Source organism: Fibrisoma montanum (assembly GCF_003583365.1).
In the GTDB taxonomy this organism is placed as follows: domain Bacteria; phylum Bacteroidota; class Bacteroidia; order Cytophagales; family Spirosomataceae; genus Fibrisoma; species Fibrisoma montanum.
This window is the reverse complement of record NZ_QXED01000005.1, coordinates 84,268-106,014: the sequence shown is the minus strand read 5'-3', so window position 1 is coordinate 106,014 and position 21,747 is coordinate 84,268. Positions and strand designations below refer to the sequence as shown.

The window sequence follows — 21,747 nt, the reverse complement described above, 5'->3', positions numbered from 1 at the left end:
TGCAGTTTTGTTGAACCTCAACACGTTTTTTATACTTTTGAGGTAAGAACACACTATGGTTTTTGCCCAACATTATGCAAAAAGCAACCAGAATGGAAGAAATTGATGCGGCTGTAAACAAGTTTGAGCCCGTCACCCCTGACCATGAGTTTTATGTAAATTTTGAAAACCTCAGAGGTACTTTCCAGGAGCGTCGGGTCATGCGTATTTTAAACGTGACGTTTAGAGACGGGAAATACCAGTTTGACTACCAAGCCAATCGTTACAATAAAACTTTACTATATCTGGCAGGCATGCGGGGTTCAGGTAAAACATCTGAACTAGCCAAATACTGTCAGCTTCTTGATTCACCGCAATGCTTTTTTGTGGTAACCTGTAACGTTGATACTGAACTGGATATGAACAATATCCAGTACATGGATATTCTAATTTTTCAGTTAGAAAAGCTCCTACAAAAAGCGCAGGAGGTTGATCTATCTATAGACGAATCTATTTTAGAAAGCATGAATATCTGGTTTCAGGAACGGGTCAAAGAAATTAACCGAAATCTGAAAGCAGAGGGCAGTGTAGAACTGGAAGTTGGCAATGAAAACCCGGTTTCGTTTTCCGGACTTCTGGGTAAACTCTTAGGCATTACGGCAAAACTGAAGGCCGGACTTTCGGGAAGTTACGAACGCGCCGAAGCTATACGAACGAATATCAAAAACCGATTCAGTGACTTTTCGGTCAAGTTCAACACGTTCATTGAGCAGACTAATGAACAGTTACGTCGGGAGAACAAAGGTCGGGAAATACTATTCATTGTTGACGGCCTGGAGAAGACCATGACAGCCGAAACCAGACGAGCCATTATTCTGAATGAATCGAACCGGATTCGGCAAATTAAAGCCAACACCATCTTCACGCTCCCTATTGAGTTGATGAAGGAAGAGCAGCTAATCCGAAGTTCGGGCGAAGTGGTTACGTTCCCATTCATCAAAATTGAAGAACGGGATGGCAGTGTAGTACACAATGCTATTGAACGGTTCGAAGAGTTTGTGTGTAAGCGAGTTGAGCGAAGTTTGTTTGACTCACCCGAAACTATCCATCTGGCAATTCGATACAGTGGTGGTTCCCCGCGGCAATTGCTCAGAATTATTGAGCAGGCTACCTGGGAACTGGATAATGATGCAACTCAAATCACTAAAGAAGCCGTAGAAAACGCCATTGAGCAAATGGGTAACGCTACGGCTCGATACATTGAGCCAGCCGAATTTGAGCTTTTGAAAACGATCAAATCCGATTTAGAAGCAGGCAATCCCATCGGTTTTGATAGTGGTATTCAGAGCTTGCTGGAAAAGGAAATAATTTTTGAATATAACGATGGTACGTACAAACGAGTAAACCCAATCCTCGAACGGTCCAAGTTGTACCGCTACCGTGTTTTAGGACAAGCCTGATGGAAACTCCTTCCCGTGAGCTTCGCTTACTGACCAATGCGCTGCGGCAGCCCATTTTCCGGTTTATTGTCATTGGGCATAACCGAAAACACATCATCGATGATATAGCGGATCATCTTAAGGCTACTTATCCGAACCGTCCCTTCCTCACCTTGCGTCTGAACGGCAAAGCGTACCGGGACATTATCGATACACTCAACACATTTCGGGAGGGGATTGTCCTGATTCCGGATTTTGACTGGCTTTTTCGCCCGGGTAACGAAGACTTATGTACAGCTTTTAACCAACGCCGGGACGCGCTGGCTCGGCTTCCGCTGGCATTGCTGTGCTTTGTGGAACCAAGCGGCTATACCAACGTACCCAAGCGCATCCCGGACTGGTGGTCGTTGCGGTCCCTGGCGTTAGAATTTCACAGTGATGAAACCGATCTGACCGAAACGTTTTTGGAGACAGACACAGACGTATCATCGCTCGGCGGTCAGACTAAAGCCGAGAAAGAAGCCGAGATTGAACGGCTTCAAAAACAACTACGCCTTGCTGATATAGATAACAGGGTGCTGTTGTTGTACCTCAATCAACAGATAGGTAACTTGTATTATCAGCTGTCACAGTTCTCTGAAGCTTTACCTTACCTGGAACAAAGCTTAAAGTTAGCCCGCCAAATTGGCGACCGGGCGGGCGAGGGCACCACCCTCAACAACATCAGCCAGATTTACGATGCCAAAGGCGATTACGAGACGGCCCTACACTACCTCGAGCAGAGCCTGAGCATCCGCCAACAGATCGGCGACCGGGCGGGCGAGGGCACCACCCTCAACAACATCAGCCAGATTTACGATGCCAAAGGCGATTACGAGACGGCCCTACACTACCTCGAGCAGAGCCTGAGCATCCAACAACAGATCGGCGACCGGGCGGGCGAGGGCGCCACCCTCAACAACATCAGCCAGATTTATACGGTCAAAGGTGATTACGAGACGGCCCTACACTACCTCGAGCAGAGCCTGAGCATCCAACAACAGATCGGCGACCGGAAGGGCGAGGGCACCACCCTCAACAACATCAGCCAGATTTACGATGCCAAAGGCGATTACGAGACGGCCCTACACTACCTCGAGCAGAGCCTGAGCATCCGCCAACAGATCGGCGACCGGGCGGGCGAGGGCACCACCCTCAACAACATCAGCCAGATTTACGATGCCAAAGGCGATTACGAGACGGCCCTACACTACCTCGAGCAGAGCCTGAGCATCCAACAACAGATCGGCGACCGGGCGGGCGAGGGCGCCACCCTCAACAACATCAGCCAGATTTACGATGCCAAAGGCGATTACGAGACGGCCCTACACTACCTCGAGCAGAGCCTGAGCATCCAACAACAGATCGGCGACCGGAAGGGCGAAGCAACTGTACTACACAATCTGGGAGCCATTTATTATGAACAGTTTGCGGACGTACAGAAAGCTGTACCTTTATTAGAAAAGTCCCGTAGTCTTTTCACCCAAATCGGTTCGCCCTCAGTTAAGAATTCAGTTGGCTACCTCAGCGCCATTATTGAGCAGATTGGCGAGGAACGGTTTAATCAAATCGTACAATCCATTGATAACAAGCCTCAATCTTAATTAAAACCCTACTTCCGCTTGCAACGCTGTTTTATAAAACGGCAACGTAACGCATGGTTAACTTCACACCAGCCCCTCCCGCATGGCTTTCAGGATCGCTTCGGTTTTGGAGTTGACCTGGAGTTTGTCGTAGATGTGGCGGATGTGCGAGCGGACGGTATCGATGCTGATGTGCAGGTCGTCGGCGATGAGCTTGTAGCTGAACCCGGCCACCAGCCCCTTGATGATGTCCAGTTCGCGGGCCGACAGTTTGTAGTCGTCGCGGTCGGGCGTGGCTGGCGCCACGGCTTTTTGCTGAAACTGAAAGAATTGCAGCACCTTCCGGGCTACGTTGGCCGTCATCGGCGACCCGCCCCGGTGCAGGTCGAAAATGGCCGCGACGATTTCGGATGGGGGCGTGTGCTTCAGCAGATATCCGCTGGCTCCGTTCCGGATTGCCTGAAAAATCTTGTCTTCGTTATCGAACACCGTCAGCATGAGCACCTGCGTCCGGGGCGAAGTCGCCTTCACGATCGGGACGGCATCGATGCCGCTGATACCCGGCAGGTCGATGTCCATCAACACTACGTCGGGCTGCAGCCTCCGCATTTCGTCCTGCAGACGGCTGCAATCGGCAAACGCGCCCAGCAGCTCCAGGTTCGGGGTGGCCTGCAACAGAAACGAGATGCCTTCGCGCAGGTCGCGGTTATCCTCGTAATAGACTATTTTGATGGTATCGTTCATGGGGCAAACCTACGGCGCTGAACGGCCGGTGTAAATAGCATCAAGATGTGAGTTTCATCAGCAGCTCGATCTGCGTTCCGGCGCCAGGGGCCGTAGTCAGGGTCAGTTTGCCTTTGATCTCGCGGGCGCGTTTCTGCAGATTGGCTAACCCATTCCCCTGCCGAACGGTGGCCGGATCGAAGCCTTTGCCGTTGTCGCTGATCAGCAGCCGCAACTGCCTGCCCATCACGCTCAGGCTGACGTCGATTCGCGAACAGTCGGCGTATTTGACCGCGTTGTTGATGCTTTCCTTGAAAATCAGGTAAATATTCCGGCGCTGTTCGACATCCAGCCTGGGCGACTGAAACTGGTCAGAAACCTCCATGTGGTACTCGATATTCCGGGCCTCGGCGATTTTCAGGCCAAATTCCCGCATCCGGGTCACTACGTCCTGCAGACTGTCCTGCTTCGTCTGAATGGTCCAGATGATGTCCTGCATCGACTCCGACAACGTCGTGGCGCTTGTACTGATCCGCTGAAGTATCGGAACCGCTTCCGGCCGGACGGGCGCGATCTGGTGCTGCACAACGTCGCTGAAAATCCGGATGCTGCTGAGCGTCGAACCCATGTCGTCGTGCAGGTCCGTAGCGATGCGGTTCCGAATGCTTTCCAGCCGCTGGCGCTGCCGTTCGCGGTACTGGTAGATTGAATAAAGCACGATGAGCACCACCAGCACACACAGACTGAGGAACCACCACGTTTTGTAATACGGCGGAATAATCTGAATCGTCAGGCTGGTACCCTGTTCATTCCAGACGCCGTCGTTGTTGGCTGCTTTGACCCGGAAGGTATACGTACCGGGTTCCAGGTTCATGTACGTAGCGCTGTGCTCCTGCGTATGTATCCAATTGTCGTCGAAGCCGACGAGTTGGTAGGCATACTGGTTCTTTTCGGGCTGGCTGTAGCTCAGAGCGGCAAAATCAAAGCTAAATACGTTCTCCGACGGCGGCACGTCAATAGCCTGCCCCGGCCTGAACGCCTGAGCGATGTTGCCTACTTTCACGGCCGTAATTGCGACCGGCGGGGGCACTTTATTATACCGGAGCTGCTCGGGCCGGAAGTAATTGAACGCATTGACCGCCCCAAAAAACAATTCCCCCTCCCGGTTCACGCTGAACGTGCTGAACACGAAGTTGGAAAACAACCCGTTTTCCTTCCCGTAGTAGCGAAACTCGCCGGTTTTCAGATTGAGCTGGTGCAACAGATTGTCGGTCGCCAGCCACAAGTGGCCAGTCTGGTCTTCGCGAATGTCGAAGATGTGGTCGCCCCGCAGGCCATTTTCCAGCGTGTACGTTTTCTGAATACGTCCGTTCTGATCGGCCTGCACCAGAAAACCAATGCCAGACACCCACACCCGTCCTTTGCCGTCGAGGTAGAACGTACTTTGCAGCCGGTCGGAGGGCTGCACACTGGCACTGGTGGGATGCAGCGTGATTTTTTCAACCGGTCGTCGGCCCGGATGCAGGCGGAACACTCCCAGCGAGGTAGCGATCCAGATCCGCCCCTGGGCATCTTCCTGTAGCCGATTCACCGACGCCCGCTGCCCTTCGCCTTTCCTTATCGGCAGCCGCCAGGACGTAGTCAGCTGTGTAGCCGGATTATACATCAGCACCTCGTCGGAATTACCACCCGCCCAAAGTTGCCCGGCCCGATCCAGCAGCAAGGTTCTGAATCGACGTTGCCCTGCCTTATCGGCAAACCGGGTCTGCCACCTATTTAAAATCGGGTCATACTCTTCCAGCCGCCCACCGGCCGTAATCCAGATATGCCCCTGAGCATCCTGCGCCAGTTCGTCCACTTTCCCTTCCCGATGAGCTGAGCCGCGATCCACCAGCGTAAACGTATCGGCCGGCCGGTTCCATTGGTACAGCCTGCCATCCGACGAGCCTACCCAATAGAGAGTCGGCCGACGCTGATCCTGGGTGATAAAGGTAACGTGCGGAGTACTTTGGGCTGACCAGGCCGGCAGGAGTTTGCGACCAAACTTATGCGTGAACGGGTCCGCTTTGTAGACCCCTTGCTGAGCTCCGATCCAGAGGACGCCCGTTTGCGGATCGCGGTAAAATGCACCGACCATTCCGCCATGGTAACTAAGCGGATCGCGGAGGTCACCCGTGAAGGTTGCGTACTGGTGTGTAGCTGGGTTATACGTGTACAACCCCGTCTGATGCCCATACATGGCGTTACCCAACCAGAAGAAAGGGGTTCCATCGGCCCGGTAGTCCTCCGTCATGCTTGTTACGTAACGGGGTGAGCCTGCCTCCTCAACAAACGTATTGTGTCGGGAATCGTACCGGAATAAGCCTTTTTCCCAGCTAACCGCCCAGAGCTGACCCCGGTGATCTTCGTACAGCGACATGACCTGCAGATTTCCCCCTGTCGGCGACGAGTTGCCCAGCATCATCCTGTACTGACGACTCCTGGGATCGAAGCGGTAGAGCCGGCCTCCCTGCAGCATCCAGAAACGCCCCCGACGGTCGAGGTACGGATCAGCCAGCATCGTAGTGCCCGACATCGGCAGCGGATACGTGGTCAGTTGGTTCGTAGTCAGGTCTATGCGGTTAAGATGATCCACTGTCGAAAACCAGCCAGCCCCCTGCTGATCAGGCACAAACCGGGAAACGTAGTCGTTGTCCGACGTCTGATCCCGTTGGGTTGGCAGGGCAATCGGCGTGAACTGTTCAGTCAGCGGATTCAGACGGCTCAATCCCCGGTGGGTCGACACCCAGATGTGGCCCGACGTATCCTGCGACAAGCCAATGATGTAGTTTCCAATGAGTTGATTCGGCTTACCCGTCCGCCGGTAAACCGTAAAGCGAATGCCGTCAAAACGCGCCAGTCCGTTCAGTGTACCGAACCACATGAAGCCGCGCTTATCTTTCAGAATGCAGGTAACTTCTTCGCTGGGAAGACCCTGGTCGGTGGAATACTGCTGAAAGGCATAGTCCGACGATTGGGCAAATGCCCCCAATCCGGTCAGAACCAGCAACGCACTCAGCCAGCGTAACGTCTTCATTATTGATTGCTTATCCGTTACTCAAAGATACCACCGGACGGAGACCATTTGCAACGGAGCCGGCTCGCATAAAGATGTGATTATTGTTCGGTAACGGACCCCTATGTCCGCGATTTGGTGTCTGTTCACTCGTATTTTTTTACAAAAAACGGCTGGAACGAAAAAATGCCAGACTATTTGTGATCAATAAATCAAACATTTAGACCGTTTACTATAAAAATTGCACTTAAAAACTAAACAAATTTACAAATCGTCAAATCCAACAATTTCGTCACACCGTATGTATATCAAACAACTATATTAAACCATTTACACACTTTCCCTGTAGCCATATGAATAGTTTGTATCGCCTTGCGTGGCTGGAAATAGTAAAAGCCATACCGGTAGATTCAACGGTTCCTATTGCGTCTTTTACGAACGCGGTTCAGGCAATTCATCATGCACGGACCCAGGACCCGCTGTATCAACGGCTGATTGTCGTAACAAAAGATGACGTTTTTTTCTGGGTGCTGCCTGCCGAACTGGCGCAGCGATTAATTAACCGGGGATTTTGGCCTGTACCCACTCAATCGTCAATCCCGGGTTTTGATATTTTAACGGAGAGCAACGTGACTTTGTCCGCATTAGCAGCGTCCTAACCCCAACACAAACAGCCACTCAGCGCCCGGACCACAGACTGACAGCCCAATCACACTTTATTTAGTACACCAATGCTACCATACATTGCCATCCATTACAACGGCATTCGGCCCACGTTCGCCTACATGGCTTCACCGGAAGCGGCCAGACTATACCTGAGCCAGTTGCTGACCAATCGCCAGGCTGATGCCAATGACCTGCTGACCATCGTTCGGGCAATCGACGATCAGATTGTTTATTTCGGGCGCCGGAACAATACGGTCGACAAACTGAAACCGGGCGCAACCGAATCGTCATTCAGTTTCGCCCGGCTCTGGCAATCGATCCGAAAACGCGTACGTCAATAGAGCGAAACAGGCGATTCACGGGTCATCGTCCGTCGTCTTTCAGTGTGTTGCACGGGGTCAGTTCATTCCGTAACTGACGTAGCGCCGTTTGGGCTGACATGTCCACGACGACGGTCCCCTGGACGTTTCCAGCCAATAGTTCCGCAGGTACCCGACTGTACGCAGCATCTGTACGTAGTTCGCCCCTTTGTTGACATACGAGTTGGCCCCTAGCTGGTAACACAGATCAATGTGTCGGCCGGTTGCTGACGATGTGAGAATTACCGTCGGAATCAGCCGAAAAACTGAATCCTGCGCCAGCAGCCGAAGCGTGTCCACTCCGTTCAGGATGGGCATATCCATGTCCAGCAAAATCAGATCGGGCAACTGGTTATCCAGCCGGTGTGTTAACTGCGTCAGCAAAGTTGAGCCATTTTCAAACAACCGTACGTCACAGTCATCGAAATAATCGGCGAAAATGGATTGAAGCAGATAGCGATCGTCTTCATCATCATCAACTACATAAACCAAAAATTTGGTAAGGTTATCAAGCATACGGGGGAGGATGTGTTAGCCATGTTTTGCAACTGAATTACAAAAATAATAATCTATAAATTAGTCAGATTAAGTATATATTAAACCCTATTCCACTTTATCCACAGTTTTATATGAATTACTATCCATGCATCAATCTACTATCTGGGCATATTAGTGTAATGTTCTATCACGGCAAGAACCTGATGTTTAGCATTTTCCAATATACATAAACAATCGGACTACTAAAAATTACGCTGCGAATTAGGCCGTGCCTGTCAGCTTTTATAGGGCTTTAAGCCGCCAAAACTAATAAACTTGATTCAACTTTTTTTTATTTAGGAGCCCACCTGACACGGTGTTTCAGACTCTTTTCTGTCCGTTCTGCCCGGCGGAGACTAATACGATCCTGGTTGCCGGGCAGGGGTTGGACTTCGGGAGACCCCTTACAGGAAAGACGTCCCCCGAAGCCTATTCGTTAATTAGTCGACACCCGGCCGCGCTCTTCCTCCGAAGCTGTGGCCCGGCGATTAACGGCTTTTACCGTCTTGCTGCCGAACGTATTGCTGTAGGTCAGCCGGAATACCCGCGGCTCAAACATCAGTTGCCAGCCACCCACCTGCCCCACGGCCGGATTGTCGGTGATAAGCCGGTAGCGGGAAGTCCAGAACAGGTCGTTCACGTTCAGGGTTAGTGAGCCGCCGTTGCCGGGCAGTTTTTTCTTCGCCCCCACATTGACCGAACCATTCGCCCTCATCCGTGAAATACCCCACAGGGCGGGTGTATTATAGAAGGCCGTGATTTCTCCCGTTACGTCGTAAGGCAATGTAAAGGAATGCATCGTGAATACGTTGGCGTTGAACAGCCGCAGCGCGATGGGCTTCCCCTCGGCGGTGGCCTCGATTCGTTGCCCCACACCCGTCAGGTTGGTTTGCATCTTCCACCAGGGCGTCAGGTTGACCGGAAAGCTGAACAGCAGCGACAGCGTATTGACCGCACGAACGTTTTCGGGAGTTACGTACGTACGGTTTGTAATGCTGTCGATGCGGACCCGGAACCGGTCCAGGGCGTTGCGGTCGTGGCTGAATTTGAGCGTAAGCAGGTAGCTGCTCTTGAACCGGTAGGTTGTCTGAACGGCATCCGTAAACGTGGGCAGTAGGTTCGGGTTTCCCGTCACGAACGAGTACGGGTTGACGAACAGCACCCAGGGCGCCAGCAGATCGTAGCTCGGGCGCTGCACCCGGCGGCTGTACGATAGCTGCAGGCTGCTGGTTTTGGACAGATCACGCGACCAGAACACACTCGGAAAAAAGCTTCCGTATCGGCGCTGTACGGCAGGTACCTCGCCGGGTCGGCCAATGTCGGTGTGGGTATGTTCGTAGCGCAGACCGGCCTGAACTTTGGTAGTAGGATTTAGGGTGTGGCTCAGGTTAACGTACCCGGCCATAATGTCGTCGCGCAGGTCGTAAATCTGACTGAACACAGGATCAGGCTGCCAGGCCTCCATCCGGAAATAGTCGACCCGAACGTCGTTGTTAAGCGACATCAGCGTTGCTTTTGCCCCCAGTTCGAGCCGGGTTTTGGGGGTTAGCGTCATGGTATAGTCGCCTTTGAGCACCCAGATACGGATGGGCGTTTCCTTGCGGGTACGAAGCAGTTCTGTTTCGTTGCGGTCTTGGTCCAGCACGTACCTGTACGCATTGGTGTAGTCATGCGGGTTGGAGTTGGCATAGCGCAGGTAATCAATATCCACCGACAGTTCCCGCCCGGGGCTGACCTGATGGCGCAGGTTCAGGTTGACCATACCGTGCCGCCAGCGGTTTTTTTCCCGATCCAGTACGTCCACCTGCTGCGTTAGCCGCCCCGATTGATACACTTCCTGATGGCTTGGGCTGCGGCTGCGGAACGCGTTGGAAAAGCCGGTCAGCAGACCGCCTACGCTCGTCTGTTGGCTAAGTGCGTAGTCGAAACCCAGCCGAAGGTTCTGGGTCGGGCGGGTGTTGTAGGCTGTTTTCACCGTTCGGTTCTGCGTGAACTGGTTTTCAAACGTAAGATCACTATACGTGCTCAGTTGCGTCCAGCCCCGATCGCGCATGGCTGCGTAGTCACCGAACAGGTTGAGTTTCAGGACGCGGTGGTTCAGGCTGACACCCCCGTTCAGCTTTTCGTAGCGGCCGTAGCCCGCTGTCAGATTAAACGAACCGTTGGTGCCCTGACTGGCATCCTTTCGGAGAACGATGTTGATCATGCCGGCATCGCCTTCAGCATCGTAGCGGGCCGACGGGTTCAGAATCAGCTCAACCCGCTCAATGTTGGCTGCGTTCATACCCCCAAGCATCTGCAGGATGGCGTCCATGGGCAGACGGCTGATCTTGCCGTTGATCATCACCACTACGCCCGACTTTCCGGCCAGGGCCAGCATATTACTCTGCCGATTCAGCACTACACCGGGCGACCGTTCGAGCACGTCGAGGGCGGTGTTTCCCGCGGCCGTGACCATGCTTTGCACATTAACCACCAGCTTGTCCATCTGCTGCTCGAACAGAGGTTTCTGGGCTTTTACGGTAACTTCGCCCAGCAGCCCTGTCTCGGGCGCTGCCACAACGGCCGGTAGTTCCGTCATCGACTGCTGGCCCGACAGGTTAAAGGCATCCGTAAACACCTTACGATAGCCCACCGCCGAAACAGCAACCCGGTATGATCCGGCTGGAACACGCTCAAGAACAAACCGGCCGGCGTCGGTGGCCACGGCCCCTTTCACGAGCGAAGAATCCTTGCTGTTGACCAGCAATACGTTGGCAAAAGCCAGGGGCTTACCCCCCGGCTCCTGCACTCGTCCGCTGACCGATTGACCAAAGGTCAGGTACGTACTCAACAAAAATAGGGTATGGAAGAAGCAGGTTTTCATGGCTGATGCGGATGTAAAGGTTGTGTTTAAGACCTGGACAAAATTCACTATCAGTCACCTGACCAGTATTTGATTATTGGCCAATTTTGTTTGTAGATCGGACAGCAACAGAAAGGCAGGCTCCGGTGCCCGACCACAAAAAAGCGGGTGTTGCAGACCCGCAGGATAAGACTACTCAATGGCCTGTTTAGCCGAAGGCAGGCATGCCCGGGCGCGGAACAGTCTCCGTTCAGCCCGTTAACTTTTCGTTAAACGCAGGCAGAAAGATACGCTACGTCCCCGGGAGCATTAAAAGGCTGTTAACTCACTAGCCAGCAAGCCTTTGCCATTTGGTAACCGTTCTGTTTTGGTAGAACTTTGTCGCAGCATCTTAAATCAAAACCAATTCTAAAACGACCACAATCATGCTTAAGGAATTCAGAACATTCATTGCTCAGGGTAACGTACTCGATCTCGCAGTTGGCGTCATCATCGGTGCCGCCTTCGGTAAAATTGTTAACTCACTGGTAGAAGACATCCTCAATCCAATTCTGGGTCTTGTGCTGGGTGGCGTTGATTTGAGCAACCTGAAGCTAGTGCTGAAAGAAGCGGTTGGCGAAACGCCGGAAGTGGCCATACGGTACGGTAACTTCCTGAACATCACGATTCAATTCCTGATCGTCGCCTTCGTTATTTTCCTGATTGTGAAAGCGGCCAACAGCCTGCGGAAAAAGCCGGAACTGGTTGCTGCTTAAGGAAATCATTTAATTTGTGCTATACCGAATGCCCCGGCCATAAGTCGGGGCTTTTTTGTTTAGATACCCATCTGGTGAGTGATGGTCTGAAAACAGCGAGGTCAATCCGTGACTGATCCGACTGCCTGCGCGTCCGGCGGGGCGCTGAGCTAATCCGCTCAGGCCCAATACAAGAACTGGTAGTGGCTAAGTTCTGCAGCAGTATAGTTGGGCACCACCACAAAAGCGCGGCCGCGCCCAACTATGAACCATTTGGTAGCTGTCTGAGAAAAGTGGTACCGGGCCAGCCCATCGGCGTTGTCTGCCGAACGAGGGCTTACCGGGCTACGCCGGATACCAGCAGCGCCGTAGAGGACGTCAACTGAAAGGGTCGTTCGTACAGGAATTTACCGTTATGGTTTGTAACAACCACCGTGTAATGACCTGACGGCAAAGGTTTCAGATCGAAGTGGCGGTTATAAGCCGGCTGAGTGACGATTTCCCGGTACACCTCGTTGCCGCGCTCATCGCGGATGAAGATCGCCATCCGGCCTTTTGTAGGGTTCAGCATGCGAACCACTACCTTCGTTGAATTACCGATCGGCAGAATCTCGGCGTAAGGACCGGCGGGGCGTTGCGGCTCAACCCCCGGCTTAGCTACGGATGGAGCCTCATTTTTGGATGCTCTGTTTCCAAAGACCTGGTTTGACTGAGGTGATTCAGTCGTTTTCAGGTTGGAAGCCAGCAACTGGTTGCTCGTGAGCTGGGCCAGCACCTTGTCCAGTCGGTCCACATTTTTACGCGACAGAATCAGGTAGCGTCCGGCCAGCGTTTCTTCGTACAGCAACTGCTGATCGTTGTTGTAGAACCGGATAGTGCTGGTTCGGCTGTCGGGGCTCGTGAATACACGCCAGTAGCTGCGACCGGTCGACGGGCTGCCGGTCGCAGCCGGATACGCAGCCTGTGAAGTTGATCTGGCAGTTGACGCGACCAGATCAGACGTTAGAGATTGGGCCGAGGTGGCACCGTTTACCAGTAAACCGGCTACCATCAGGACAGCAGCGGTCCAGGTTCCTTTGGGGGAATTAACTACAGTTTTCATGGCAATGGATAGTTTGTACAGGTTCACCGCTTGCGCGGGTTTGATTTAGTTGACTGTACAAAGTTCACCACTGCCCGACGAACCAGCGTTTGGCTTTTGGCCAACTCATTTCGGGAATTGGCCAAGCTGCGTTCAGGTAGGTGTGCAGGCGAAAATTATTTTAAAAAGGCAGTCATTCAACTGCCGTACTGCTGCTCGTATAACCGCTGGATTTTATCGCGACTGCGCTTCAGCCGCATTTTAATGGCGCATTCTTTAACACCGTACTGCCGGGCGATCTGCTCAATCGTACAATTTCGTTCGTACTTCAGCCGCAGCAGCGTTACCTCTTCGGTCGATAACTGAGCCATTACCAGTTCCAGTTGGCGGTGGCGCTCTTCTACCACAACACCCTCGTCCGAATCGGCCAGGCGGTCGCTGTCGTCTTCGTCAATTGAATCCGTGGGCATCCGTTTTGCCAGCCGAAGCTGATCCATGCAGTAGTTATGCGAAATACTGTATAACCAGGTGGAAAAACTGGAACGCTCCTGAAACATCTCCAGTTTGGCATACATCTTCAAAAAGATGTCGTGCGTGAAGTCATGCGCCTTTTCAGAATCCTGCGTAATGGATAGACAACGCCGATACACCTTATCGACGTACCGACTGTAAAGCTCTTCAAAACAATCGACAGGCTGACTGTCGCGGCACTGACGAATCAGCTCTTCGTCATTCAAAGTAGATCGCATGATAAGTTACAAGTATTCAACAATAATCGATAACTTGATTTGGCAGTCAACATTATGACGCCGTTTGTAAAGATTGGTCAACTTAGCATATAGATCAATCTTTAAATTATTTCATAGATAGTTGATAAAATCATAAACTAAAAATAGTACTATATTCAAACTGGATGAAATATACCGGTTAACTAATTGACAAATAGGCAGTTATACCGAATAGTTCATTTAAGTTTTTGTTATCTAATTTCAGAAAAAATGAACAAGAATCCAGATTGATTCGTCTGAATTGGGCATACGTTGTCAAGGCGTTATCAACAAACAAACTGGTCCGAATGCGGTAGTATATCCTGACAGAGTCAACTTATGTATGAAAATTCTACTGACATTTCTCCTGCTGTTCACCGGCACTTTCGCCGGGGCACAAAGCGATACGGCTACGACCCTGACGCACAATGAAACGGCCCCGTGGCTTCCTGCCGTGCTGATTGCGGTAGCCGTCATTCTCATCTATGGATTGGTGCGACGTGGTAGACGGTAGACGGGTTTCGGACGTACCAGCTCGGTGACAACGGTTGCAGGGTATACTATCCCCCCAGCCTGCAGGAATCTGTCGTTCATCGACATATATTGTCGTTCGTCGGATTTGGGTAGATTCGCTGACATAGCAGCCCGTATGTTTGTGTCTACCTACATCAGCATCGGCCTTCGTGCCGTCTACCCATCATGAACTGGAACCGAACGATACTCTGGGGAATTACGTACCGTCAGCTGGCTTTTCTGCTGGGCCTGTATAGTCTGGCGGCTCTGCTGTATGACGTATCCTTGACCATCAGCCAGCGTCCGTGGTCAAAAACGTCTTTTTTGATCGACTTTTCTTTAGAATTCCCCCGCATTATCTTAGATTATTCGCTAAAGTTGCTGGTTACGATACCGATCTGGTATTTGCTGTTCCATCGGCTGCGCCACTTGCCGCTTACCCGACGGTTGCTTCTCCACCTGATTCTGCTGCCTTTGTTTACCATTACGTGGCAGGTAGTCTATTACGCCATCTCCGACGCCCTGGGCATTGGTCGCCTTCGTAACAACGGCAGCATCTGGGACACGTATATCGGTTCCTTATTTTACCTGGTTCAGTTTGGTATCTTCCACGCCTTCGCCTATTACCGCGACCTCCAGAAACAACAGGAACGGGAAGCCAAACTCCGTGAACTGACCCTGAAAAGCGAATTGTCGGCCCTCAAAGCCCAGTTAAATCCTCATTTTCTCTACAACGTTTTCAATACCATCAGCGCGTCGGTACCGCCGGCCCTCGAACACACCCGCGAGATGCTCGCCCAACTGTCGGACATGTTTCGGTATCAGCTACAGGCGTCAAAAAGCGAAACGGTGACGGTGCGCGACGAGCTTAATTTTGTGATGAAGTACCTGGACCTGGAAAAAGCCCGCTTCGGCGACCGGCTGCGCGTCCGGCTGGCGGTTGCCGACGACGTACTGAGTGAACACATTCCGCCGATGCTCCTGCAGCCGCTCGTCGAAAATTCAGTGAAGCACGGCATTTCCCCCCTGATTGACGGGGGTGAAGTGAGCATCCGGATTGAACGGCAGAACGGTCAGCTTCACATCGAAGTGACCGATACGGGGGTAGGGCTCAATGGGTCCATGCAGCCCAGTACGCCATCAGGTGGCGTTGGACTGGCCAATACCGTACTGCGGCTGGATAAAATGTACGGCAGCCAGGTTCACCTGATCAACAACCAACCCAGCGGCCTGACCGTCGCGTTTTCCATTCCTATCTGATGCAGAAAGTAGTTATCATCGACGACGAAGCCGCGGGCCGAACGCTGATCCGCCAGTATCTCGAAGCTTATCCGCACCTGATCGTCGTGGGCGAAGCCAACAACGGCGTCGATGCTGTCCGGCTGATCAACGAGTTTCGGCCCGACCTGGTCTTCCTCGATATTCAGATGCCCGGACTGACGGGTTTCGACGTATTGAAGCACCTCGACGAAATTCCGCAGATTATCTTTTCGACGGCTTATGATCAGTACGCCCTGCAGGCCTTCGACGTTCACGCGGTCGACTATCTGCTGAAACCCTACACCCGCGAGCGGTTTGCGCAGGCTGTCAATCGAATCAGCAGCCATACGGTTCAGAAAATTCAGCCCCTGGCCGAGAGCCTGCTCAGCCCCTCCACGTATCCGGAAAAAATACTGGTGCAGACCGGCAACCGACTCCTGGCCGTAGCCGTGGCCGATATTCTCCGCATTGAAGCCGAGGGCGACTATTCCAACCTCGTTACGGGCAAAGGCAGTTTTCTGAGCAATTACGGCATCAGCAGCCTGGAATCGAAGCTTAATCCGCAGCAATTCATTCGCGTCCACCGGTCCGACATCATCAACCTGAATTTCATCCGCGAGATTCAGAAATACCCGTCGAGTTACGATGTCATTATGCAGAACGGCGACGTAGTACGGGTCAGTCGATCCTACATGGATCGTATTCGGGAGCTTACATTTTAGTGTAGCCGCTTTTTCAGAATCTTGTAAGGGTAGCTGCAATGCAACTGCTTTGTTTTCCAGTGAAGGCGCTTCGGGATAGCCCGCGAGACAACAAGGCCATTGGTTCTACGGAACTGATTCTGAAGGACATTTTGTGGAGCAAGCGAACAATCAGAAGAATTTTTCAATTTTTTCTCCAAATAATTTAGGGATTTTGCGGGCTTGATTGACTATACAGTACATTCAGGAAACGAAGCCCGATGACCTACCAAGCGTACAGCGACGAAGAGCTACTGGTCTTTCTCCAGAACGACAGCACCAAAGCGTTCGAGGAGATCTACCGTCGCTATTGGTACAAACTCTTCGGTATCGCCTACCACCAGACGGGCACCCGCGAGGAGGCTGAAGAACTGGTTCATGACCTGTTCGAGCAACTCTGGAACCGGCGCGGGCAGTCAGCCATCCGCCACCTGAGTACGTATCTGGTAGTGGCTATCAAGCACCTCACTACCAATTACATCAAGTCGCAGATTACCCACCGTAAATATCAGGAGTACCTGATTATGAACGAACTGCAGCACACACTGGCTACCGACCAGGCCGTGCAGTTCACCGACCTGTCGAAGGCGGTCGACGAAGCCATGAAGAAGCTCCCCGAAAAGTCAGTGGAAATTTTCAAGCTGAGCCGGTTCGAAAACCAGTCGGTGCGGGACATTGCCCAGCGGATGAACCTGACCGAGAAAGCCGTTGAGTACCACATCACGAAATCACTGAAAGTGCTGAAAGAACAACTCAAAGCCTTTCACTCCGATAACTAAGCCGCCATGAACCAGCACGAATTCAACGTTTTACTGGAGAAATATCTGGCCGGCCACTGTTCGGAGGAGGAAGAGAAACTACTGCAGGCTTGGTCTGACGACGTTTTGCAGCAAAACAATCTGTCACTGCAGCCAGCGGAAAAAGTTGAGATAGAAAAGCGGCTCTGGACCCGGATCAGGCACAGCACCTTTGGGCAGCAGTCAATCATCAGGCCGCTCTGGTACCGGATCGGTATAGCCGCGGCTATGGCATTACTGCTCGGACTAGGCTGGTACTTTATCCGGTTCGATGGTGGCTCAACTAATTCTACAGATTTGGCAATAGCGCAGCCGAAGGGGGTTGTCCGGATTCAGAATACATCCGATAAACCGCAGCAGGTGACGCTGGAAGACGGAAGTCTCGTCATTCTGAAACAGGCCAGCAGCCTCAGCTATCCCGAGCATTTCGGCAGCAAAACCCGCAGCGTTATTCTGGAAGGCGAAGCCTTTTTTAATATAAAACGTGATCCGACTAAACCGTTCGTGGTGCACACCGGCGAACTGGTCACCGAAGTGCTCGGGACGAGCTTTACCATCAAGTCGTACGACCACACGCCTTCCATTGAAGTACGCGTAACTACCGGCCGCGTCTCCGTCTACGAAAACCGAACTGGAGGAGCCGCTTCAACCCGCAACGGGGTGATTCTGACGCCGAACCAGCGGGCCGTTTTCGACAAATCAACCCGTCAGCTCAGCTCTGGGTTGGTTGAGCATCCGGTGGTTATTCATCCGCCGGCAACGACGCAGTCATTTGTGTTTGAGGAAACGCCCCTACCGACCGTACTGAAATCGCTCGAACGGGCATTTGGTGTTGAAGTCGTGCTGGAGAATCAGGCGCTGGCAGCCTGTGTACTAACCGCTGATCTGACGGAGTTACCGCTCTACGCCCAGATGGACCTGATCTGCAAGTCGGTGAATGCCACCTACGAGCAGCGGGGTACCGTATTGTTCGTCAACGGGGAAGGCTGCCGGTAAATTGATTGCCGACCCTGATTGTACTAATCCTAAACCCGAAAGAAGACCTGTATGCCATCACCCGAACGCGCTCCCTGAACGACTGAGGTCGAACCCGGCTAAATGAAAGTCGGCGATGCTGCGAACATCGCCGACCGGATAATCCCCTTCTCTGAATGGCTTCTGAGAGCTCCCGAATGGGTTGCCAGGGGACTGTTTTTGCCTATTAGTCAACAAAAACACCTTAATCTAATGAATCCACGTGTATCGTCCCAACAAATCCTGTCCAAAGCGATGCGAATTACGGTAACTCAGTTGTTGCTGGCCGTGCTCTGCTACGGACTCTCATTTGGCCGGGGTGCGAACGCTCAGGAGATTCTGAACCGGGGTATTACCCTGCAGGTAGAATCGACGGATGTGCGGAACATCCTGAGCAGCATCGCGAAACAGGCCAATGTTAAGTTCGTCTACAGTTCTAATACCATTCAGGCGAGCCGGAAGGTGAGCTTGGCCGCCCGCAACGAAAAACTGTCGAAAGTTCTGAATGAACTCCTGACGCCCCTTCAGGTATCGTACGAGGTCGTGGGCAATCGCATACTCCTGCGCAAAACCCCCGCCGACCAATCCTCACTGGCTCCGCTAAATCCCGCCACATTCTCAGTCGAAACTGCCGACCAGACCGTAGCGGGTACCGTGCTCGATGAAAAAGGAGCTGCGTTGCCGGGGGTAAGTGTCGTCCTGAAAGGCTCTACGCGCGGCACCACCACCGATCCGGCCGGAAAATACCGGCTGTCGGTGCCCGATGGGAATGCTACGCTGGTCTTCTCATTTGTCGGGTACCAGACGCAGGAAGTGGCCGTTGGCACCAGATCGGTGATTGACATTACACTCCAGTCCGATGACAAGTCACTGAACGAGGTGGTCGTGGTGGGTTACGGTACGGTTAAAAAGTCTGACCTGACCGGCTCGGTGGCCAAAGTTGGCGAAGCCGCCATTAAAGCCACACCTATCGTCTCGCTCGACCGAGCCATGCAGGGCCGGGCGGCCGGGGTACTGGTGACGCAGAACTCGGCCCGGCCGGGCGGTACGTCGACCATCCGCATTCGGGGAACGGGTTCGGTCAATGCTTCCAATGACCCGCTGTACGTCATCGACGGCTTTCCGACGGGGAACCTGAACTCGATTAACTCCGACGATATCGAAAGTATCGAAATCCTGAAAGACGCCAGCGCCACCGCCATTTACGGATCGCGGGGCGCGAACGGCGTTGTGCTGGTTACCACCAAGCGCGGGAGGGCGGGCAAGACCTTCGTGAGTTATGATGGCTACTATGGGGTACAGTCCGTTCGGCGGCAGATTCCCATGCTCAACGCCCGCGAGTACGCCGAGTTTATCAACGAAGCGCGGTTAAACGGTGGAACAACGCCCTACTTCGACGGTTCCGCGCCCGACCGGCCGCTGCCGAGCGCGTTGGGCGAAGGCACGAACTGGCAGAACGAGATTTTCAGGGAAGCGCCCATTCAGAACCACCAGCTTTTGTTTTCGGGCGGCTCGGAGAAGTCGCGCTTTGCCGTTTCGGCCGGGTATTACGACCAGCAGGGTATCATCATTAATTCCAATTTCAAACGGTACACCCTGCGGGCCAACCTCGACAATGAGATTTCATCGCGGGTGAAACTGGGCGTTACGCTGCTCGGGGCCTACACGACCTCGCAAAGCAACCGTACCGAACAGGATGGCAACCAGGGCGGTACGGTGACCAGCTCAGCCCTGAACGCACCGCCTACCTTTTCGGCTTACGCGCCTGACGGCAGCTACACCCGCATTCTGGGCAGCGTTTTGAACGGTCCGGGCTTCGACAACCCCGTAGCGATTGCCCGCGAAATTACCGACCAGTCAAACCTGATTCGGGTGCTGGCCAACACGAACCTGGACTTCAAAATCATGGAGGGATTAACCTTCCGGACTACGTTTGGCGCTGACCTACAGGGGGCCAAAGGAAACTATTACGCCACCCGCAAAACGTTTCTGGGCGAAAGCTCCAACGGTCTGGCCACCGTTTCAAATTCACAGTCAATCAACTGGCTGAACGAAAACACGCTGAATTTTAACCGCACCCTCAACACCAGACACACGATTGGTGCCCTGCTGGGGTATACGATTCAGGGGACTACAGTTGAGAATGCCCAGGCTAACGGCCGTACGTTCAATGACGATTTTGCGCTGTACAACAACCTCGGGGCCGGTTCAACGCTGGTAGCACCCAGTTCCGGAGCCAGCGACTGGCGGCTGATTTCGTACATCGCCCGCGTCAACTACAACCTGGCCGACCGGTATCTGTTCACGCTGACCGCCCGGCGCGATGGTTCGTCGCGATTCGGGGAAAACAACAAATTCGGCTTTTTCCCTTCGGGGGCTTTCGCGTGGAAAGTGCTGAACGAATCGTTTGCCCAGAACCAAAAGCTGTTTACTGATTTAAAGTTTCGCGTCAGTTACGGCTTGTCGGGTAATCAGGAGATCGGGAATTACCAGCATTATGCCAATGTCAGAAGCGAAACCTACGTGCTGGGGGGTACGTTGTTTACGGGCAACTACATCGGCAACATTACCAACCCGGACCTGCGTTGGGAAAAAAGCGCCCAGTTTGACGCTGGGGTGGACTTCTCGCTGCTCAGCAACCGCATTCAGCTCACGGCCGACTATTACATCAAAACCAACTCCGACCTGCTGTTCAACGTCAATATTCCCACTACGTCGGGATTTAATTCGGCCCTGCAAAACATCGGAAAGGTACAGAACCGGGGGGTTGAACTTGGGCTGAACACCATCAACGTTGACCGGGGTGGTTTTCGGTGGAATTCAGAGTTTAACATCTCCTTCAACCGCAACGAGATTCTGAGTCTGGAGGGCCGCAACGAGTTCACGACGGGCAGTGATGTGGTGCTGTATGCCGCTGCGTTCAACCCGATTTTACTCCGCGTCGGTTCGCCATTGGGTACGTTCTACGGGCGCGTTACAGATGGTATTTTCCAGAACCAGGCGGAGGTAGACGCATCGGCCCAGAAAACGGCCAAACCCGGCGACATTCGGTACCGCGATCTCAATAACGACGGGCAGATAAACGACAACGACCGGGCCATTATCGGCAACGCCAATCCAAAGTTCTTCGGCGGGCTGAACAATACATTTACGTTCAAAGGACTGGAACTGAATATTTTTTTGCAGGGCAACTACGGGAATGACCTGCTCAATTTCGGGCGGTTCGATTACCTGAACCTGACCAGCAGCAACAACAACACGAAGGAGGTCCTCGACCGCTGGACGCCCACCAACCCCAGCAACACCATTCCCCGGGCCAACTCGGCGGGCGGTTCGCGTATTCTGTCGACGTTTCAGGTGGAAGATGGGTCGTATCTGCGGGTGAAAAACCTGTCGCTGGGCTACAACCTGCCGGCCGCTTTGGTGAAACGGCTCTACCTGAGCGGGGCCAAGGTGTACGTGCTGGGGCAGAACCTGTTCACGTTCACGAAATACACCGGCTATGACCCCGAAGTAAACCGCTACGGATCGTCGTCCATCAGCCAGGGTATTGACTACGGCGGCTACCCAGCTGCCAGGACCGTCACCGTAGGACTAAACCTGAAATTCTAACCCT

The 21,747-nt window shown here is 53.0% G+C and carries 17 protein-coding genes; 11 read left to right on the top strand and 6 right to left on the bottom strand.

Annotated elements, in window-relative coordinates; translation table 11 throughout:
- Positions 1–74 precede the first annotated feature (74 nt).
- Complete coding sequence (locus DYU11_RS17430) at positions 75–1,439, top strand: hypothetical protein (RefSeq protein WP_119668996.1); 1,365 nt, start codon at positions 75–77, stop codon at positions 1,437–1,439.
- A complete protein-coding gene (locus tag DYU11_RS17425) occupies positions 1,439–3,061 on the top strand; it encodes a tetratricopeptide repeat protein (protein ID WP_119668995.1) in 1,623 nt (540 codons plus the stop codon). Before DYU11_RS17430 ends, DYU11_RS17425 begins: the two co-directional genes overlap by 1 nt.
- 63 nt (positions 3,062–3,124) lie before the next feature.
- Here the strand turns inward: DYU11_RS17425 and DYU11_RS17420 are convergent, their stop codons facing one another.
- Both DYU11_RS17420 and DYU11_RS17415 read right to left on the bottom strand, forming a co-directional pair.
- Positions 3,125–3,784 (bottom strand): response regulator, encoded by a 660-nt coding sequence (locus DYU11_RS17420; protein ID WP_229365891.1) that lies wholly within the window; start codon positions 3,782–3,784, stop codon positions 3,125–3,127.
- Between the two features lie 40 nt (positions 3,785–3,824).
- Positions 3,825–6,839, bottom strand: a complete 3,015-nt coding sequence (locus tag DYU11_RS17415; RefSeq protein ID WP_119668994.1) for a sensor histidine kinase — start codon at positions 6,837–6,839, stop codon at positions 3,825–3,827.
- Between the two features lie 332 nt (positions 6,840–7,171).
- Here DYU11_RS17415 and DYU11_RS17410 point away from each other — a divergent pair, with 332 nt between their 5' ends.
- Positions 7,172–7,477 carry a hypothetical protein gene (locus DYU11_RS17410; protein ID WP_119668993.1) on the top strand — a complete coding sequence of 102 codons (306 nt, stop codon included), beginning with the start codon at positions 7,172–7,174 and terminating at the stop codon, positions 7,475–7,477.
- Between the two features lie 72 nt (positions 7,478–7,549).
- Positions 7,550–7,825, top strand: coding sequence for a hypothetical protein (locus DYU11_RS17405; protein WP_119668992.1), 276 nt, complete (start codon positions 7,550–7,552; stop codon positions 7,823–7,825).
- Between the two features lie 57 nt (positions 7,826–7,882).
- Here the strand turns inward: DYU11_RS17405 and DYU11_RS17400 are convergent, their stop codons facing one another.
- Both DYU11_RS17400 and DYU11_RS17395 read right to left on the bottom strand, forming a co-directional pair.
- Positions 7,883–8,359 (bottom strand): response regulator, encoded by a 477-nt coding sequence (locus DYU11_RS17400; protein ID WP_119668991.1) that lies wholly within the window; start codon positions 8,357–8,359, stop codon positions 7,883–7,885.
- 457 nt (positions 8,360–8,816) lie between these two features.
- Positions 8,817–11,246, bottom strand: a complete 2,430-nt coding sequence (locus DYU11_RS17395; RefSeq protein ID WP_119668990.1) for a TonB dependent receptor — start codon at positions 11,244–11,246, stop codon at positions 8,817–8,819.
- Between the two features lie 404 nt (positions 11,247–11,650).
- Here DYU11_RS17395 and mscL point away from each other — a divergent pair, with 404 nt between their 5' ends.
- Positions 11,651–11,980, top strand: a complete 330-nt coding sequence (gene mscL / locus DYU11_RS17390) for a large-conductance mechanosensitive channel protein MscL (RefSeq protein ID WP_119668989.1) — start codon at positions 11,651–11,653, stop codon at positions 11,978–11,980.
- 316 nt (positions 11,981–12,296) lie between these two features.
- On the opposite strand, the gene DYU11_RS17385 is transcribed toward mscL, so the two are convergent.
- Together DYU11_RS17385 and DYU11_RS17380 are read right to left on the bottom strand one after the other, a co-directional pair.
- Positions 12,297–13,061, bottom strand: a complete 765-nt coding sequence (locus tag DYU11_RS17385; RefSeq protein WP_147367957.1) for a hypothetical protein — start codon at positions 13,059–13,061, stop codon at positions 12,297–12,299.
- Positions 13,062–13,237: 176 nt separating this feature from the next.
- Positions 13,238–13,789: an RNA polymerase sigma factor gene (locus DYU11_RS17380; protein WP_119668987.1), complete on the bottom strand. Its 552-nt coding sequence runs from the start codon at positions 13,787–13,789 to the stop codon at positions 13,238–13,240.
- A 361-nt stretch (positions 13,790–14,150) separates the two neighbouring features.
- Between DYU11_RS17380 and DYU11_RS33240 the strand changes: the two genes are divergently transcribed.
- From DYU11_RS33240 to DYU11_RS17355, 6 genes are all read left to right on the top strand, one after another.
- Positions 14,151–14,321 carry a hypothetical protein gene (locus DYU11_RS33240; RefSeq protein WP_158600300.1) on the top strand — a complete coding sequence of 57 codons (171 nt, stop codon included), beginning with the start codon at positions 14,151–14,153 and terminating at the stop codon, positions 14,319–14,321.
- Between the two features lie 185 nt (positions 14,322–14,506).
- Positions 14,507–15,580 (top strand): sensor histidine kinase, encoded by a 1,074-nt coding sequence (locus tag DYU11_RS17375; RefSeq protein WP_119668986.1) that lies wholly within the window; start codon positions 14,507–14,509, stop codon positions 15,578–15,580.
- A complete protein-coding gene (locus tag DYU11_RS17370) occupies positions 15,580–16,302 on the top strand; it encodes a LytR/AlgR family response regulator transcription factor (protein ID WP_119668985.1) in 723 nt (240 codons plus the stop codon). Before DYU11_RS17375 ends, DYU11_RS17370 begins: the two co-directional genes overlap by 1 nt.
- 239 nt (positions 16,303–16,541) lie before the next feature.
- Positions 16,542–17,099: an RNA polymerase sigma factor gene (locus DYU11_RS17365; protein WP_119668984.1), complete on the top strand. Its 558-nt coding sequence runs from the start codon at positions 16,542–16,544 to the stop codon at positions 17,097–17,099.
- Positions 17,100–17,105: 6 nt separating this feature from the next.
- Positions 17,106–18,113 (top strand): FecR family protein, encoded by a 1,008-nt coding sequence (locus DYU11_RS17360; protein WP_119668983.1) that lies wholly within the window; start codon positions 17,106–17,108, stop codon positions 18,111–18,113.
- Between the two features lie 231 nt (positions 18,114–18,344).
- Complete coding sequence (locus DYU11_RS17355) at positions 18,345–21,743, top strand: TonB-dependent receptor (RefSeq protein ID WP_229365890.1); 3,399 nt, start codon at positions 18,345–18,347, stop codon at positions 21,741–21,743.
- Positions 21,744–21,747: the final 4 nt, after the last annotated feature.